Genomic DNA, 17,324 nt, shown 5'->3' with positions numbered 1-17,324 from the left:
GAGACGTTCCGTTGTCTCCCGGGGTTGCGCGCGCCGCGAGTTTCGCGGGTCCGCACGCACGGTGACCGGGCACGTGGCAGCATCTCCGCCAGCGCTGCTTGAGTCGAGGGGAAATTACTGTGCGGATCCTGTCGGTGGACCTCGGGACGTCCAACACCGTTGCCGTCCTTTCCGCGCACGGCAGGCCGCCTCGCGTCGTAGAGGTCGACGGGTCGGCCAACATGCCCTCCGCGGTGTTCGCCGGTGAAGACGGCACACTCATGGTCGGCCGGGACGCCGAACGTCGCGCGCGCCTCGACCCGACACGGTTCGAGCCCAACCCTAAACGGCGCATCGACGAGCAGACACTGCTGCTCGGCACAGACGTCGTGCCGGTCAACGAAGCGCTGGCCGCGATCCTGCGCCGGGTGCTCGACGAGACCACGCGCCAGCTCGGCGGCGAGCAGCCGGACGAGGTCCGGCTCACCCACCCCGCGCAGTGGGGCCCGGTGCGCCGCAACGTATTGCTGAGCGCGGCGCGGCTTGCTGGCGTTCGCGGAAACGTAGTCCTCGTGCCGGAGCCAGTCGCCGCCGCGGCGCACTTCGCATCGTTCCCGGAGCGCGCGTTGGCGCCAGGACAGGCTCTCGCGGTGTACGACCTCGGCGCGGGCACCTTCGACGTCGCAGTCGTCGGCGCGAACCAGAACGGCTACACAGTGCTCGCCGAAGACGGTCTGCCCGACCTAGGCGGCCTCGACGTCGACCAGGCGCTGATGGTCCACGTCGGACGTGAGGTGTCGCACTCGGACCCGCAGCGCTGGCAGCGGCTGCTTCGCCCCGAGTCCACTGCGGACCGGCGTACGCGACGCGCGCTGCAAGAAGACGTGAAGGCCGCGAAGGAAGCACTGTCTCGGCATCCGCAGACAGAGGTCCCGATGCCGGAGCCGTTCAAGGACGTGCTCGTCACGCGCGGAGAGCTCGAAGGCTTGGTGCGTCCCGCGATGCTGCGCAGCGTGGAGCTGCTCTCGCGGACGCTGCGTTCGGCTGGGCTGACCTCGGATCGTCTTGTTGGCATCTACCTCGTCGGCGGTTCGAGCCGGTTGCCGCTGGTCGGGTCGATGATCGCGGAGAAGCTCGGCGTCGTCCCCACGAGCCTCGACCAGCCGGAGACGGCCGTCGCGCTGGGTGCGCAGCACGTCGCTAAAGACGGACTGTCGATGCGTACGCAGAACGTCGAGGGCCAGGTGGCGTCAGGCGCGCCGTACGCGCCGCCTGTTGCGCCACAAGGCAACTACCCGGCGTACTCGCCGACGCAGCCACAGCCGATGCCGCCGTTCCAGCCTTCGCCGGCACCGTCCAACTTCCCGACGTACACGCCCGCTGCGCCGGAGAAGAAGAGCCGCACCAAGCTGTTGATCGGCATCGCGGCGGCTGTGGTGGTCGTGCTCGCGGCGGGGCTGACAGTGTTCCTGACAACACAAGGTTCGTCGGTGAAGACGTACACCGCTGATGAATGCCGTACGCCGGGGCAAGCCGACTCGTCCGGACTGACCGGCTGCATGCGTCAGCTGGCGGGCAAGGTCGCTGACAACGGCGGCTGCGCTCCCGGCATGGGCAACGGTCCGGCCGCGCCGGCGAAGAGCCTCGGTGCCGCGTCGACGTGCGCCGCGCCGGGACGCGCGGGCACTCAGGTGACGTATGTGCAGGGGCAGTCGGCAGCGGAGCTGAAGCAGTACACCGACGGACTGCTCTCCTCTGCGGGCGGCGACCGCACCGAAGCGGACTGGAAGGGCAACGCCCTCGAAGGCCACTACGCGGCGGCGGCCGGGCAGTCGTCGGCGGTCCTCGTTTTCACGGTGAAGGACCGGCCCCTCGTCGGGTTCCTCTATCAGGTGAATTCCGGCGGGCAGGCGGCCACGCCGGGCGCCCTGGCCGACTACTTCGAACAGAACGTCCAGCCGGGGGAGTGATCCGCGGCGGAGCGGGAAAGCTAGCATTCGCCCGATGCGTATCACGGTGTTCCGACGGCTGATGGCCGAGGAGTTCGGGTCCGGACGCGCCGAGATGCTCGCCAAGGACCACGTGTTCAGCGGGCTCGGCGGGCGCACGGTCGAAGAGGCGCTGAACTCGGGGACGTCGGCGAAGGAGATCTGGCGAGCGGTCTGCGTCGAGTTCGAGGTGCCGCCGGAACGGCGCTGACCTGGGAGTTCCAGCTCCGGAAGCGGCGGAGGGCGAAAACCTCGCCGGACGGGCGTGTCGCTGTAAACCTCGAACATCTGTTCGTCTATGGTGTTGTGCACAACGGGGCCAGCGATCCACAGATCAGTCGCCGCGCCTGGAATTGTCGGTCCCTCCCCGTAGCGTCGGACCGGACAGAGCTTGGACCCCGGACAAGCTTGATCTGGACAACCGAACAGACACAGGCCCCAACCAGCGAGGTGGACTTCCATGCCAGCAGCACCCGACAAGGACAAGGCGCTCGAGCTCGCCCTTGCGCAGATCGACAAGCAGTACGGCAAGGGCTCGGTGATGCGCCTCGGCGAGGACAACCGCCCGCCCGTCTCCGTGATCCCCACCGGCGCGATCGCCCTCGACGTCGCGCTCGGCATCGGCGGCCTGCCCCGAGGCCGTGTCATCGAGGTCTACGGCCCGGAGTCCTCCGGTAAGACCACGGTCGCCCTGCACGCGGTGGCGAACGCGCAGCGCAACGGCGGCATCGCGGCGTTCATCGACGCGGAGCACGCGCTGGACCCGGAGTACGCCAGGAAGCTCGGCGTCGACACCGACGCGCTGCTCGTGTCCCAGCCGGACACCGGCGAGCAGGCGCTGGAGATCGCGGACATGCTGATCCGCTCCGGCGCGCTCGACATCCTGGTCATCGACTCCGTGGCCGCGCTCGTGCCGCGCGCCGAGATCGAGGGCGAGATGGGCGACTCGCACGTCGGCCTCCAGGCCCGCCTGATGAGCCAGGCGCTGCGCAAGATGACCGGTGCGATGAACAACTCCGGCACCACCGCGATCTTCATCAACCAGCTGCGCGAGAAGATCGGCGTCATGTTCGGCTCGCCGGAGACCACGACCGGCGGCAAGGCGCTCAAGTTCTACGCCTCGGTCCGCCTCGACGTCCGCCGCATCGAAACGCTCAAGGACGGCGGCGAGCCGGTCGGCAACCGCACCCGCGTCAAGGTCGTCAAGAACAAGATGGCCCCGCCCTTCAAGCAGGCCGAGTTCGACATCCTCTACGGCGTGGGCGTCTCCCGCGAGGGCTCGCTCATCGACATGGGCGTCGACCAGGGCATTCTGCGCAAGTCGGGTGCCTGGTACACGTACGAGGGCGACCAGCTCGGCCAGGGCAAGGAGAACGCGCGGAAGTTCCTGCGCGACAACCCGGACATCGCCAACGAGATAGAGAAACGCATCAAGGAGAAGCTCAACATCGGCCCGCAGGTCGACGCCCAGGCCGAGGCAGTGCCCGCGCCGGTCGACTTCTGATCCGGGGAGGGGAGGGGATCGGCAGGTTCCCTCCCCGGTGCTCGGGTCAGGTATCGGGCTGTCGCTGAAGCCTGGGTCTGGTGCGGTTCGCCGCGCCGGGGTCCCCCGGTGAGGTCCAGGTCCGCTGCGATCAGTCGCGCCGGGATCTTCGGCGAGGTCTGGGCCTGGTGCGGTTCGCCGTAGCGGGATATTCGGGCGTGGCGGTGTTCCGGAGGCGTCGGCGTCGGCGTCCTGTTGCTTGGCGGGAGAGGATTCCCTGCCTGGGTGCGGGGCGGCTGAGTGCGGTCGGCGGATCGTGAGCTGATTGCAGCTGGAGTGGTCGGCGGGTCGTGCGCGATCGCGGCTGAATTGGTCAGTGGATCGTGAGCCGACTGCAGCTGGGCCTCTCAGTGGATCGTGTGCGATTGCGGCTGCGCCGGTCAGCGATGGGGACCGGATTGCGGCTGGGGTCGGTCGGCGAGGTGTGCGCGGTCGACCCGAGGCGGCGGGCGCGCGGGCTTGCCGGTACCGGGATTCGCTGGCGCGGAGGCTGGTCGCGTCCGGTCCGGGTGTTTCGTCGGCCGCGGTTCGGTCGGCGGGAGGCAAGACGGTGCTGAACCGGCGGTGTCCGGCACCGGGTGAGAAACGGTGTGGCGGTGCCGTCGTCCGACGGCGGCACTGGGAACGGGAGTGTGGTCGTGGCCAGGGCGCCGAAGGTCGATCCGATGGAGTTGCCTCCGGAGGAGCGGGCCAAGAAGGCCAAGGAGATCTGCTTCGACCTCCTCGCCGCCCGGCCGCGGGCGGTCGAGGAGCTGCGGCAGACGTTGCAGCGCAAGGGTTTCGACAGCGAGACCAGCGAAACCCTGCTCGGCAAGCTCGACCGGGCCGGTCTCGTCAACGACGCGGAGTTCGCCGAAGCCTGGGTCCGCGACCGGCACGCCAACCAAGGGTTGTCGCGCACGGCGTTGGTCGCGGAGTTGCGGCGCAAGGGCGTCGACGACGAGGTCGCCGCACTTGCGGCGGAGGAAGTCGACCGGGAATCCGAGGAACAGCGGGCTCGCGAGCTGGTGCGCAAACGGCTGAGGTCGCTCGGGAACGTCGACGAGCAAACCGCGATCCGCCGGTTGCTCGGGTTCCTCGCGCGCAAGGGCTATCCGCAAGGACTGGCGTACACAGTGATCCGCGACGAGCTCCGCGAGTTCGGCGCGGAATCCAGCCTGCTGGACGACGCGACGGTCGACTGATCGGGCCTGCGCCACCAAGAAACCCGCCGCCTCCAGCACGAAGGCGACGGGTTCCGGGAAGGCTCAGCGCAGCGCGGCAGCTTCGGCGGCCAGCTTCTCGACGGCAGCGAAGTCCTTGGCCGCCACCAGCTTCGACGGCGTCAGCCACGATCCGCCGATACAGCCGACGTTCGGCAGCGCCAGATACGACGGTGCCGACGACACCGTGATCCCACCGGTCGGGCAGAACTGCAGCTGCGGCAGCGGTCCGGCGATCGACTTCAGGAACGCCGCGCCCCCGCTGGCCTCCGCCGGGAAGAACTTCAGCGCGCTCAACCCGCGTTCGGCCAGCCGCATCGCCTCCGACACCGTGCTCGCGCCCGGCAGGAACGGCAACCCGGTGGCGAAGGCGGCGTCCAGCACCGAGTCCGTGCAGCCCGGCGTCACCAGGAACTTCGCGCCCGCGTCGGCGGCCTGCTTCGCCTGCTCCGGCGAGGTCACCGTTCCGGCGCCCACGACGATGTCCGGCACCTCCGAGGCCACCCGCTCGATCGCGGTCAGCGCGACCGGCGTGCGCAGCGTCAGCTCGATCACCCCGATCCCGCCGGCGTGCAGGGCGCGGGCCGTCGGGACCGCGTCGTCGACGTCGTCGATCACCACGACGGGCATCACGGGGGACAGGGCGAGCAGGTCCGTGCCGGTGGTCACTGACCGACCTCCTGGGTCTGGAGAGCGTAGGGGGACGCGTCCATTGTCCCGCTTCCGAATGGCGGAACGCCCCGGGCGAGGTCCAGCTCCGGCGTGAGGGCCCCGAAGACGCTCGCGCCCTGGTCAGCCGGGCCGATCGCGCGCCGCAACGCCCCGAACAGCTCCCGCCCGGTCCCGCTCCACGCGGCCTCCGACGGCGGAGCGTCCGCGAGGTCCCGCCGTGCCAATTCGTCATCCGCGATCAGTACGTCGAGGGACCCGGACCGGGCGTCGAACCGGATCACGTCGCCGTCGGCGATCCGGGCGATCGGCCCGCCCACCGCGGCCTCCGGTGTCACCTGAATCGCGGCCGGAACTTTGCCCGACGCGCCCGACATCCGCCCGTCAGTGAGCAGCGCGACCCGGAATCCGCGGTCCATCAGCACGCCCAGCGCCGGCGTCAGTCCGTGCAGCTCCGGCATTCCGTTCGCCTGCGGACCCTGCTGCCGCAGCACCACGACAACATCCCGGTCCAGTTCCCCGGCCTCGAACGCGACCTGGAACCCGTCCTGCGACGTGAACACCCGCGCCGGTGCCTCCACCACCCGGTGCTCAGGAGCCACCGCCGACACCTTCGTGACCGCCCGTCCCAAGTTGCCCGCCACCATCCGCAGCCCGCCGTCCGGCGCGAACGGCCGCCACACCGGACGCAGCACCTCCTCGTCGAGGCTGCGCGTCGGCACGTCTCGCCACACCAGTTCGCCGTCCGACAAGATCGGCTCTTGCGTGTACCGGCGAAGACCGGGACCCGCGACGGTGAGCACGTCCTCGTGCAGCAGGCCCGCGTCGAGCAGCGTGCCGACGAGGAACTGGATGCCGCCGGCCGCGTGGAAGTGGTTGATGTCCGCGCTGCCGTTCGGGTATACCCGCGCCAGCAGCGGCACGACCGCCGACAGGTCCGAGAAATCGTCCCAGCTCAGCTGAATCCCGGCCGCCGCGGCGATCGCCACCAGGTGCATCGTGTGGTTCGTCGACCCGCCGGTGGCCAGCAGCGCGACGATGCCGTTCACGAACGCTTTTTCGTCCAGCACCTGCGAAATCGGCGTATACGCCTCGCCTCGGGACAGTTCGACGACCCGCCGTCCGGCCTCTGCGGTGAGCGCCTGGCGCAACGGCGTGTTCGGTGGCACGAAGCTGGCGCCCGGCAGGTGCAAGCCCATCACCTCGACCACCATCTGGTTCGAGTTGGCGGTGCCGTAAAACGTGCAGGTACCAGCGGAGTGATACGACGCGGCTTCCGCGTCGAGCAGGTCTTCCCGCGTCGCGAGCCCTTCCGCGTATAGCTGGCGCACGCGGGCTTTTTCCTTGTTGGGCAAGCCTGAATTCATCGGCCCGGCCGGCACGAGCACCGCGGGCAGATGCCCGAACGACAGCGCGCCGATCAACAATCCCGGCACGATCTTGTCGCACACGCCGAGCAACAACGCCGCGTCGAACATGTCGTGGGACAACGCGATCGCCGTCGCCATCGCGATCACCTCGCGGCTGAACAGCGACAACTCCATGCCCGGACGACCCTGCGTGATGCCGTCGCACATCGCGGGCACCCCACCCGCGAACTGCGCGACACCGCCGACTTCGCGGACAGATTTCTTCAGCCACGCCGGGTAATCCTGCATCGGCTGGTGCGCGGAGAGCATGTCGTTGTAGGAGGACACGATCGCGACGCCGGGCGCGCGCAGCTGCCGCAGCGCCTGCTTGTCGACGCCGTCCATCGCGGCGAAACCGTGCGCGAGGTTGCTGCAAGCGAGGCCGCGGCGGACCGGCCCCTCCTCGAAAGCGGCCGCGCTGCGGGCGAGGTACGCCGCGCGCGTGTCCGCGCTGCGCTCGGCGATCCGGTCGGTGACGTCGGCGAGAACGCGGTGCACCGCGGCGGTCGGGTTCGGGCTGCTGCTCATCTCAAGCTCCCGGCTCGTGACGGGTTCGCGAGACGGCGGCGCTGGCGTCGCGGGAACGTGACGGTGCACACGGTAACCCGAAAACCCTCTGGAAACAAAATCGATTCAGAAGACCCCCTATGGGGTGACGGTGCCGGGCCTGGGCCGGGCGGGCGGGCGGCGCTGGTCCGGGAGGTGCGGCTGGTGCCGGCGAAGCCGGTGATGCGGCCGTGGAGCTGGGCTCAGGGGTACTCAAGGCGGTGTCGTCCGCGGCTGAAGACACGGATCGGGCGATGTGAATAGGTGTCAGCAGTTTGGGACAGGCACTATCCGCGGCCGGAGGTGACTGTGGATGCGAGATTCGGAGATGCCCGCCCCGTACGACCGCGTTTTGGGCACGGCACTGCGGAACGCCCGGATCGAGGCGAGCTTCGGTTTGGGCGAGCTGGGCCGGTGGCTCGGGGTCGACCCGGCGCTGCTGTCGAGCTGGGAGCTGGGCCAGCGGATGCCGACGCTGGAGGACGTGGCAGGGGTACTGGGCGCGCTCGGAGTGGTCGGCGAGAAGAAGGCGCGGATCATGGCGCTGGCGCGCGAGCTGGCGGGGTCGAGCTGGGTCATGCGGGGATCGCAGGCGGATACGGCGCACTACGCGATGGTGGCCGGGCACGAGCGGACCGCGGAGTCGGTAACGGTGTGGGCTCCGCTGCAGATCCCGGAGTTGCTGCAGATCCCCGATTACGCGCGGCTGGTGTTCGGTCCGGGCCTGCGGGACAAGGAGATCCTGGAGCAGGTTGTGGAGAACCGCTTGAGCCGCAACGAGATTCTGTTCGGTGCGGAGGCGGTCGAGGCGCAGCTGTTCGTCGGAACCGAGGCACTGCGGAACCATCTTGGCGATGCCGAGGTAATGCTGCGGCAGGTGCGGTACCTCATGGAGGTTTCGCAGACGGTGAAGATTCGGCTGGTCCCGAGTCCGGCCGTTTCGGAGGACGCGTTCAGCCGGTACCGGCAGCGGGACGAGACGGAAGTCGTGTACTGCCCGCACCATCGCGCGGGTGTCTTTCTGGTCGGTCGGCAGGCTGCCCCGTACGCGGGAACCATCGAGCGGCTGGCCGAGTCCGCGCTGTCTCGAACGGATTCGCTGCACAGCTTGTCGGCCGCGGCCGCCGGTTTCGCGGAGGAGGTGAAAACCCAGCGGCTGGCGAATGAGGCCGGACTGACGCGGCTCTTGGCGGGCGAGGATCCCGCTGGCTAGCGGAACAGGCGGAAGAACCCGCGCACCTGCTCGACCAGCGACTCCGGCTGCTCCAGCGCGGCGAAGTGGCCACCACGGGGCAGCTCCTCGAACCAGCGCAGGTCGGTGAACCGCAGCTCGGCCTCCCGCCGCGACGGGCGGGTGATGTCGCGCGGGTAGACCGACAGCCCGGACGGCGCGGTCACCTTGTCCCGGAAGTCGGCGAAGCTCTCCCAGTACAGACGCGCCGACGACGTGGCTGACGCGGTGAACCAGTAGACCGAGATCTCGTCGAGGATCGCCTGCCGCGACACCGCGTCCTCGGGATGGCCGTCGTTGTCCGTCCACGCCCAGAACTTCTCGGCGATCCAGGCGGCCTGCCCCGCAGGGGAGTCGGTGAGGCCGTAGCCGAGGGTCTGCGGCCGGGTCGCCTGGAGCGCCGAGTACCCCCGGCCGGTGCGCTGCATTTCCTTCTCGGCCTGGAGATTCGCCAGCTCCGCCGGCGTCGGGTCGTCGAACGCGCCCGCCGCCACGGATCCCAGGTTCAGGTGCACGCCAGCGACCCGCTCGGGAGCCACCTCGCCCAGCGCGCCGGACACCGCCGAGCCCCAGTCGCCGCCCTGCGCGCCGTATCGTTCGTAACCCAGCGAGACCATCAACGTGTCCCAGGCGCGCGCGATGCGAGTGACACCCCACCCGGTCGTCGACGGCTTGTCACTCCAGCCGTACCCGGGCAATGACGGCGCGACCACGTGGAACGCGTCCGCCGGGTCACCGCCGTGCGCGCGCGGATCGGTCAGCGGGCCGAGAATCTCCAGGAATTCGAGCACCGAACCCGGCCACCCGTGCGTGAGCACGAGCGGGAACGCGTCCGGCTCCGGCGAGCGGACGTGCAGGAAGTGGATGCCCAGCCCGTCGATCGTGTCGCGGAACTGCGGGAAGGCGTTCAGCCGCGCGGCGAACCCGAAGTCGTAGTCCTCGGCCCAGCTGCTGCACAGCTCCCGCGCATACGCCAGCGGCAACCCCTGCGACCAGTCGTCCACCGTCTCGCGCTCGGGCCACCGGGTCCGGCGCAATCGCTCGCGCAGGTCCGCGATCTCGGCTTCGGTGACGCTGACCTCGAACGGCTCGGCGGACATTGGCGAGGCTCCTTACTGGTCAAGGCCCCTTCCGCGCGGGAGCGTCCCTGCCAGGTACGTTGTGACATGCAAAAGCTCATTTGCATGTCACGCTACGGCGCGGCGAGGAGACACGTCAAATGCAGGATGCGTATCACGGCCCAGCGGCAGTCCAGGCGGCCGTCGACCTGGCCAACACCTTGAGACCGATCAAGGGAGAGGACGCGCTCGAGACCGTGGAGCAGCTCCGGGAGTTCCTCGCCGACCATCCCGCGGCTGCCCCTCGGAGTTCGGCCGCAAACCAAGGCCCGCGGCATCTCACCCGCGCCGATCTGACGGAAGTCCGCGCGTTACGCGAGACGGTGCGCGAGATGCTCGAACGGGCGGCTGCGGACCCGATCGAAGCCGCTGCCCTGATCAACGACGGCCTGCGTCGCAACCGCGCCACCCCGGTACTGCGCCACGAGGACGACCGCTGGTGGACCGAGGTAATCTCCGACACCGACCGCTGCTCGGCGCACCTAGCGGCGACCTTGCTGAGCGCACTGGCCTCCGTGATCGCCACGCTCGGTCCCGCTCGTCTCGGCGTATGTGCCGGGTTGAACTGTCGAGCCACTTTTGTTGACCTGTCGCGCAACGGCTCGAAGCAGTACTGCACCCGAAACTGCGCACACCGGGCGAGTGTCGCGGCCTACCGGAGCCGTCGCAGCCCGCGTTGAATGCCGGCTGACGTCCCAGGGACGTCCTGGACCCCACTTTCGGCCCCTATCTGGCGAGAAATTCCCAGGTCAACAGGTACAACATGCCCCGCTCTGGTAAATGTGCTACTTGTCACAGTGCACCGCGCGAGGCAGAGTCGTACCCGGCGACGTTGATCGTCACCCGAACTGCCGGCCCCACCATCAGGGAGGCTTCCGATGTCCACCACAGAGATCGCCGAACTCCGGCGCACCATCGGCCAGTTGCGGCAGTGCGTGGGCGCATTGCGATCGCGCTACGGCGACGCGTCCGCGGTGCGCCGGCTGGCCAACGACGTCGAGCGGCTCGACATCGACACCGCTGATCTGGACGGGCACCCGCCCGCTGTGCCCGCGCAGGCGAAAGCCGTCGAACGCGTGCCTGTCCCCGATACTCCCTACGATCCGGCGCTGTGGAGCGGCGCTGACGACGAAGGTGTCGGTGGCTACAAGCGCGACCAGCGGTGAGCGCCCCCGCTGACAACGACGTCAGCCGCGCCCCCACCGGCGTTCGAGCGCCGGGGCGGGCGCGGCTCGCCGCCCGGACACTGCGCACCGACCGGTGGTGGCTGTCGCCCCTGCTCACTGTGCTGGGGCTGGCCACCTTCGTCGTTTACGCGACTGTCCGGGCATTCGTGCGCACCGCCTACTGGGTGCCCGAATACCACTATCTGACGCCGTTTTACTCCCCCTGCGTGTCCACTTCCTGCGTCCCGGGATCGAGCCACTTCGGGCACTGGTTCGGCGAAATGCCGACCTGGCTGCCGCTCGGCGTGCTCGTGCTGCCGTTCCTGCTCGGGTTCCGGTTGACCTGCTACTACTACCGCAAGGCCTACTACCGCTCCGTATGGTTCTCCCCGCCTGCCTGCGCGGTCGCCGAACCGCACGCGCGCTACACCGGCGAGACGCGGCTGCCGCTGATCGTGCAGAACGTGCACCGGTATTTCTTCTACGTCGCGTGCGTCGTGTCGCTCGTCAACACCTACGACGCCATTGTCGCCTTCCGGAGTCCCACCGGGTTCGGTTTCGGGCTCGGCAACGTGATTCTCGTGCTGAACGTCGTGCTGCTGTGGGCGTACACGCTCTCCTGCCACTCGTGCCGGCACGTCACCGGCGGGCGGCTCAAGCATTTCTCGAAACATCCCGTCCGGTACTGGATCTGGACGCAGGTCACGAAGCTCAACACGCGGCACATGGCCCTCGCGTGGACGACGCTCGGCACGCTCGTGCTGACCGACTTCTACGTGATGCTCGTGTCCAGCGGTGCGATCTCGGACCTGCGATTCGTGGGCTGAACCCCGGAAATCCAGCAGCGCAAGGCAGTTCTCCCCAGCTCGTGAGGTGGCTTATTCCATGACCGAGGTCGAACGGCACAGCTACGACGTGGTGGTGATCGGTGCCGGCGGCGCCGGTCTGCGCGCGGTGATCGAAGCGCGCGAACGCGGTTTCAGCGTCGCGGTGGTGTGCAAATCCCTTTTCGGCAAAGCGCACACGGTGATGGCCGAGGGCGGCTGCGCGGCGTCGATGGGCAACGCGAACTCGAACGACAACTGGCAGGTGCACTTCCGCGACACCATGCGCGGCGGGAAGTTCCTCAACAACTGGCGGATGGCCGAGCTGCACGCCCGGGAAGCGCCGGACCGCGTCTGGGAACTGGAGACGTACGGCGCGCTCTTCGACCGTACCGCGGACGGGCGGATCAGCCAGCGCAACTTCGGCGGGCACACATACCCGCGGCTCGCGCACGTCGGCGACCGCACCGGGCTCGAGCTGATCCGCACGATGCAGCAGAAGATCGTTTCGCTGCAGCAGGAGGATTTCAAGAAGTACGGCGACTACGAGGCCCGGATCAAGGTCTTCGCCGAATGCACGGTCACCGAGCTGCTGCTGGACAACGGCGCGGTCGCCGGGGCGTTCGGCTACTGGCGCGAGAGCGGGCGGTTCGTGCTGTTCGAAGCGCCCGCGGTGGTGCTCGCGACGGGCGGCATCGGCAAGTCGTTCAAGGTGACGTCGAATTCGTGGGAGTACACCGGCGACGGGCACGCGCTGGCCCTTCGCGCCGGCGCGAAGCTGATCAACATGGAGTTCGTGCAGTTCCATCCGACCGGGATGGTCTGGCCGCCGAGCGTGAAGGGCATCCTCGTCACCGAGGGCGTGCGCGGCGACGGCGGGGTGCTCAAGAACTCCGAGGACAAACGGTTCATGTTCGAGTACGTGCCCGAGGTGTTCAAGGGCCAGTACGCGGACAGCGAGGGCGAGGCCGACCGCTGGTACACCGACCAGGAGAACAACCGCCGCACGCCGGACCTGCTCCCGCGCGACGAGGTGGCGCGGGCGATCAACTCCGAGGTCAAGGAGGGGCGCGGATCCCCGCACGGCGGCGTGTTCCTCGACATCGCGAGCAGGCTGCCCGCCGAGGAGATCCAGCGGCGGCTGCCGTCGATGTACCACCAGTTCAAGGAACTGGCCGACGTCGATATCACCAAGGAGGCAATGGAGGTCGGTCCGACCTGCCACTACGTGATGGGCGGCGTGGAGGTCGACCCGGACACCGGCGCGGCGAGCGTGCCCGGGCTGTTCGCGGCGGGGGAGTGCTCCGGCGGGATGCACGGGTCGAACCGGCTCGGCGGCAACTCGCTGTCGGACCTGCTCGTGTTCGGCAGGCGAGCCGGACTGGGCGCAGCGTCCTATGTGGACGGTCTCAAGGACCGGCCCGCGGTTTCGCAGTCCGATGTGGACACCGCGGCTGCGATGGCGCTCGAACCGTTCGACCCGCCTGCCGACGGCACGCCGGAGAACCCGTACACGCTGCACACCGAGCTGCAGCAGTCGATGAACGACCTGGTCGGCATCATCCGCAAGGCCGGGGAAATCCGGCGGGCGCTGGAAAAGCTCGCGGACATCCGCCGTCGCGTGCGGCAGGTGGAGGTGGAAGGCCACCGGCAGTTCAACCCCGGCTGGCACCTCGCGCTCGACCTGCGGAACATGCTGCTGGTGAGCGAATGCGTCGCCCGTGCGGCGCTGACCCGCACGGAAAGCCGCGGCGGCCACACTCGCGACGACTACCCGTCGATGGACGCGGACTGGCGGCACCGGCTGCTCGTCTGCTCCGCGCAGCCGGGCGACAACCCGCTCGTGCCGGACGTCGACGTGGCCGTGAAGGAACAGGTCCCGATGCGGCCGGACTTGCTCGAGCTGTTCGAACTCGACGAACTGGGCAAGTACTTCACCGACGGCGAGCTGGAGACCCACCCCGGGAGGACCGCGTGAGCTACCAGGCGAAGTTCCGCGTGTGGCGAGGCGACGCGACCGGCGGCGACCTGCAGGACTTCACCGTTGAGGTGAACGAGGGCGAGGTCGTGCTCGACATCATCCACCGGCTGCAGGCCACCCAGGCCGCCGATCTCGCCGTGCGCTGGAACTGCAAGGCAGGCAAGTGCGGCTCCTGCTCGGCGGAGATCAACGGCAGGCCGCGGCTGCTGTGCATGACGCGCATGTCGACGTTCACCGAGGCCGAGGTCGTGACGGTCACGCCGATGCGCACCTTCCCGGTGATCCGCGACCTCGTCACCGACGTGTCGTTCAACTACACGAAGGCTCGCGAGATCCCGTCGTTCACCCCGCCGGAGGGGCTGCAACCCGGCGAGTACCGGATGCAGCAGGTGGATGTCGAGCGCTCGCAAGAGTTTCGCAAGTGCATCGAGTGCTACCTGTGCCAGAACACCTGCCACGTCGTCCGCGACCACGAGGAGAACAAGGAGAGCTTCGCCGGACCTCGTTACCTCATGCGGATCGCCGAACTGGAGATGCATCCGTTGGACGTCGCCGACCGCCGCGACGCCGCCCAGGACGAGCACGGGCTCGGGCTCTGCAACATCACGAAGTGCTGCACCGAGGTGTGCCCGGAAGGCATCCACATCACCGACAACGCGCTGATCCCGATGAAGGAACGCGTCGCCGACCGCAAGTACGACCCGATTGTCTGGCTGGGGGACAAGCTGTTCCGCCGTAACCGGTGACCAGCGCGCTCCCTCGGCACGACGCCGTGGCGGCTGGGTTCGCGGACTGCGGACCCCTTCACCCGGTCTGTGGGCGTATTCAGTTGTGGTTGGGCGATAGGCATTTCCTCCTCAGACGGCGACTACGGACGTAATGGCATGGAGCAGATCCCGTCCGGCTGGACGGCCGGGCGAGCGCCAGTACCGAAGCCGAAGCCGAAACCGGCATCGGCAGCGGTCCCGGCACCGGGACCGGCACCGGGAACGGGGCCGAAACCAGCATCGGCACCGGCACCGGCGATGAAGCGGGACGTGCTGGCGGACCGCATCATCGGGGCGCTGGCTGTCTCGTGCCCCGGTTCCCGTGCGCAGCTGCGCGGTTCGCTGCACACGGGAACCGCGGACGAGTACAGCGACATCGATGTCGAGTGGCTCGTGCCCGACGGCGGCCTGGCCGGCTGCCTGGCCTCCGTGCGGGCGACGCTGGAGCGGGTGCAGCCGGTGGCGGCCGTCCGGACGGCGCCTGACTGGTTCCACTCGACGCGACAGCGGTTGCTGTTCGTGCGGTTCGCCGAGGTTTCCTTGTTCTGGCGGCTTGATCTCGCCGTGCGCGAGGTCGGGGCCGGTCCGGGCGATCCGGCCGATCACGCGCGGGACGGAGAGTGGTCCAAGCCGGCCAGTGCGCTGGCCAACGCACTGGGAGCGATCAAGGCAGTTGCTCGCGGGCGCTACGAGGATGCTCGAGGGCTCTTGTCACGGGGATGTTCTCGCATTGATGAAATCGACGTTAGCACGGGTTCGTGGGTCGATGGCATCACTCGATTGGCTCGTGCCGCGGCGAGCCGGGAAGCGGAGCTGACCGCGCTGGCGGAAGAGACGATTTCCCTTGCCAGAGAAGAACTTTCCGGAAGGACCCAGTCATGATCACCGGTGCCCACGTGATCCTCTACAGCAAAGACGCAACGGCCGACCGGGAGTTCCTCAGGGACGTACTAGAACTAGGCCACGTGGACGCAGGCAACGACTGGCTCATTTTCCGTTTGCCCCCAACGGAACTCGCGGTTCACCCGTCCGAAGGCGACCCGCGGCAAGAGTTCTACCTGATGTGCGACAACCTCGACGAAACAGTCCGCCAGCTGACCGGCAAGGGCGCCAAAGTGGACGATGAGGCGACGACAGCCTCGTGGGGCACGCGAGTGTCGATCCGCCTCCCCAGCGGCAGCGTCCTGCCGCTGTATCAACCGCGCCATCCGACAGCGCACGGCTGAAAACAAGAAACCCCCGGCGCCGCAACGAAAGCAGCGCCGGGGGCTTCAAACGAGAACGTAACGAACCGTCAGACAGATCCAGCGCCCCCGAGCGCGTTGCTGCCCGCGGCAGCGGCGAGCCCCGCCTGCTTGATGCCGGCGTCCGTGTCGATGTGCTTCTTGCTGCGGCGGTTGCGCCGCTCCAAGTACGTCGCGAGCGCGGTCAGCAGCAGGCACATCGCGATGTAGATCGCGGCGGCCACGAGGGTCGACGGCACGATCGGGCGGCCGAAGTCGCCCTGGCTGCCGATGTAGCGGGCGTAGTACAGCAGCTCCGGGTACGTCACCAGGAAGCCGAGCGCGGTGTCCTTGAGCAGCACCACCAGCTGGCTGATGATCGTCGGCAGCATCGCGCGCAGAGCCTGCGGCAGCAGGACCGTGAACATCACCTGGGTCTTGCGCATGCCGAGCGCGTACGCGGCTTCGCTCTGGCCCTTCGGCAGCGACTGGATGCCCGCGCGGAACACCTCCGCCAGCACCGAGCCGTTGTACAGCGTCAGGCCGAGCACCACCGCGAACAGCGGCGACGTGTCCACGCCGAGGGTCGGGAGGCCGTAGTAGAACAGGAACATCAGGATCAGCAGCGGGATCGCGCGGAAGAACTCCACGATGAACGTGCAGAATCCGCGCACCCACGCGTGATCGGAGAGCCGTCCGGCGGCGAACACCGCGCCGAACACGATGGCGAGCACCGCGCCCAGCGCGAAGGCCTTCACGGTCGCCAGCACGGCGGTCGCGAGGTCGCTCTGCACCTGGGAGTACTGCAGCCATTCCCATTTGCGGGCGGTGAACTGGCCGCTGTCGATGAAGCGGAAGATCACGAACGCGATCAGCGCCACCACGGCGACGATGCCGAGCACCGCGTAAATCCGGTGCCGCATCCGCGCTTTCGGGCCCGGGGTGTCGAAAAGAACCGTGCTCATCGGGCCACGCTCCAGCGCTTCTCCAGGCTGCGCTGCACCAGCGACAGCACCGACACGAGGATGATGAAGCCGAGCGCCACCCACAGCAGCGCGATCATCTGGTTGTCGCCGCGTTCGGACACGTACTGCCGGATCGCGCCGGCCTCGGCCACCGAGAACCCGCTGGCGATCGTCGTGTTCTTCAGCAGCGCGATGAGCATGCTGACGAGCGGCGGCACCACCGACCGCAGGGCCTGCGGGAGGACGATGCCGCCGAGGATCTGCCCGGACGACAGGCCCAGCGCGCGGCCCGCCTCGGCCTGGCCGATCGGCACCGTGTTGATGCCCGAGCGCACGACCTCGCAGATGAACGCGGACGTGTAGATCGTCAGCGCCACCGCGGCGGTCGGGAAGTAGTCGATCTTGACGATGTCGAGCAGCGGGTAGGCGAACACGAGGAACGCGAACACCAGCGTCAGCGGCGTGTTGCGCAGCACGGTGACGTAGGTCGTGCCGATCGCGCGCAGCATCGGGACCGGGCTCACCCGCAGCATCGCGAGGACCGTGCCCAGCACGAGGCTGCACGCTCCCGCGATCAGGAACAGTTCGATCGTGGTGAGAAAGAACGGACCGAAGAGGTCCAGATTGTCGAGCAGGACGTCCATGGAGCCTTCCCCGCGTCCGTGTGCCGATAGTGGGTGTGCGGCGGCCGGTGGGCGAAAGCTTCGCCCACC

The 17,324-nt window shown here is 68.6% G+C and carries 17 protein-coding genes; 12 read left to right on the top strand and 5 right to left on the bottom strand.

The window, feature by feature from the left end; genetic code table 11:
* The first annotated feature begins 119 nt into the window (after positions 1–119).
* The 4 genes from ABZX37_RS37850 (at position 120) to ABZX37_RS37835 (ending at position 4,694) form a co-directional block, all read left to right on the top strand.
* Positions 120–1,949: an Hsp70 family protein gene (locus tag ABZX37_RS37850; RefSeq protein ID WP_354747948.1), complete on the top strand. Its 1,830-nt coding sequence runs from the start codon at positions 120–122 to the stop codon at positions 1,947–1,949.
* A 34-nt stretch (positions 1,950–1,983) separates the two neighbouring features.
* Positions 1,984–2,178, top strand: a complete 195-nt coding sequence (locus ABZX37_RS37845; RefSeq protein ID WP_344268025.1) for a DUF3046 domain-containing protein — start codon at positions 1,984–1,986, stop codon at positions 2,176–2,178.
* Between the two features lie 249 nt (positions 2,179–2,427).
* Positions 2,428–3,471, top strand: coding sequence for a recombinase RecA (recA, locus tag ABZX37_RS37840; protein WP_354747946.1), 1,044 nt, complete (start codon positions 2,428–2,430; stop codon positions 3,469–3,471).
* 704 nt (positions 3,472–4,175) lie between these two features.
* Positions 4,176–4,694, top strand: a complete 519-nt coding sequence (locus ABZX37_RS37835; protein ID WP_354747944.1) for a regulatory protein RecX — start codon at positions 4,176–4,178, stop codon at positions 4,692–4,694.
* A 63-nt stretch (positions 4,695–4,757) separates the two neighbouring features.
* Here the strand turns inward: ABZX37_RS37835 and eda are convergent, their stop codons facing one another.
* The gene (gene eda / locus ABZX37_RS37830; protein WP_354747942.1) at positions 4,758–5,381 is read right to left on the bottom strand and encodes a bifunctional 4-hydroxy-2-oxoglutarate aldolase/2-dehydro-3-deoxy-phosphogluconate aldolase; all 624 of its coding nucleotides are present in this window, start codon (positions 5,379–5,381) and stop codon (positions 4,758–4,760) included.
* Positions 5,378–7,318: a phosphogluconate dehydratase gene (gene edd / locus ABZX37_RS37825; RefSeq protein WP_354747940.1), complete on the bottom strand. Its 1,941-nt coding sequence runs from the start codon at positions 7,316–7,318 to the stop codon at positions 5,378–5,380. The genes eda and edd overlap by 4 nt, the downstream gene beginning before the upstream one ends.
* A 331-nt stretch (positions 7,319–7,649) precedes the next feature.
* Between edd and ABZX37_RS37820 the strand changes: the two genes are divergently transcribed.
* Entirely contained in the window at positions 7,650–8,549 is a 900-nt protein-coding gene (locus ABZX37_RS37820) for a Scr1 family TA system antitoxin-like transcriptional regulator (RefSeq protein ID WP_354747939.1), read from the top strand.
* Here ABZX37_RS37820 and ABZX37_RS37815 read toward each other — a convergent pair.
* On the bottom strand, positions 8,546–9,667 hold the full coding sequence (locus ABZX37_RS37815) for an epoxide hydrolase (protein WP_354747937.1): 1,122 nt from the start codon (positions 9,665–9,667) through the stop codon (positions 8,546–8,548). The genes ABZX37_RS37820 and ABZX37_RS37815 overlap by 4 nt on opposite strands.
* Positions 9,668–9,786: 119 nt before the next feature.
* On the opposite strand from ABZX37_RS37815, the gene ABZX37_RS37810 reads away from it, so the two are divergent.
* From ABZX37_RS37810 to ABZX37_RS37780, 7 genes are all read left to right on the top strand, one after another.
* Positions 9,787–10,365: a CGNR zinc finger domain-containing protein gene (locus tag ABZX37_RS37810; protein ID WP_354747935.1), complete on the top strand. Its 579-nt coding sequence runs from the start codon at positions 9,787–9,789 to the stop codon at positions 10,363–10,365.
* Between the two features lie 198 nt (positions 10,366–10,563).
* Entirely contained in the window at positions 10,564–10,851 is a 288-nt protein-coding gene (locus ABZX37_RS37805) for a hypothetical protein (protein WP_009075085.1), read from the top strand.
* Positions 10,848–11,678 (top strand): hypothetical protein, encoded by an 831-nt coding sequence (locus tag ABZX37_RS37800; protein ID WP_354747933.1) that lies wholly within the window; start codon positions 10,848–10,850, stop codon positions 11,676–11,678. The genes ABZX37_RS37805 and ABZX37_RS37800 overlap by 4 nt, the downstream gene beginning before the upstream one ends.
* 58 nt (positions 11,679–11,736) lie before the next feature.
* Entirely contained in the window at positions 11,737–13,653 is a 1,917-nt protein-coding gene (locus tag ABZX37_RS37795; protein ID WP_354747931.1) for a fumarate reductase/succinate dehydrogenase flavoprotein subunit, read from the top strand.
* Positions 13,650–14,402, top strand: coding sequence for a succinate dehydrogenase/fumarate reductase iron-sulfur subunit (locus ABZX37_RS37790; protein WP_354747929.1), 753 nt, complete (start codon positions 13,650–13,652; stop codon positions 14,400–14,402). Before ABZX37_RS37795 ends, ABZX37_RS37790 begins: the two co-directional genes overlap by 4 nt.
* 279 nt (positions 14,403–14,681) lie before the next feature.
* Entirely contained in the window at positions 14,682–15,305 is a 624-nt protein-coding gene (locus ABZX37_RS37785) for a hypothetical protein (protein WP_354747927.1), read from the top strand.
* Complete coding sequence (locus tag ABZX37_RS37780; protein ID WP_354747925.1) at positions 15,302–15,649, top strand: extradiol dioxygenase; 348 nt, start codon at positions 15,302–15,304, stop codon at positions 15,647–15,649. The genes ABZX37_RS37785 and ABZX37_RS37780 overlap by 4 nt, the downstream gene beginning before the upstream one ends.
* Positions 15,650–15,717: 68 nt before the next feature.
* Here the strand turns inward: ABZX37_RS37780 and ABZX37_RS37775 are convergent, their stop codons facing one another.
* Together ABZX37_RS37775 and ABZX37_RS37770 are read right to left on the bottom strand one after the other, a co-directional pair.
* Positions 15,718–16,611: an amino acid ABC transporter permease gene (locus tag ABZX37_RS37775; RefSeq protein ID WP_354747923.1), complete on the bottom strand. Its 894-nt coding sequence runs from the start codon at positions 16,609–16,611 to the stop codon at positions 15,718–15,720.
* Positions 16,608–17,255, bottom strand: a complete 648-nt coding sequence (locus ABZX37_RS37770) for an amino acid ABC transporter permease (RefSeq protein ID WP_354747921.1) — start codon at positions 17,253–17,255, stop codon at positions 16,608–16,610. The genes ABZX37_RS37775 and ABZX37_RS37770 overlap by 4 nt, the downstream gene beginning before the upstream one ends.
* Positions 17,256–17,324: the final 69 nt, after the last annotated feature.

The sequence above is a fragment of the Amycolatopsis sp. NPDC004079 genome, from assembly GCF_040610415.1.
Classification (GTDB): Bacteria; Actinomycetota; Actinomycetes; order Mycobacteriales; family Pseudonocardiaceae; genus Amycolatopsis; species Amycolatopsis halotolerans.
The sequence above is the reverse complement of the archived record's forward strand: the minus strand, read 5'-3'. Positions and strand labels throughout refer to the sequence as shown.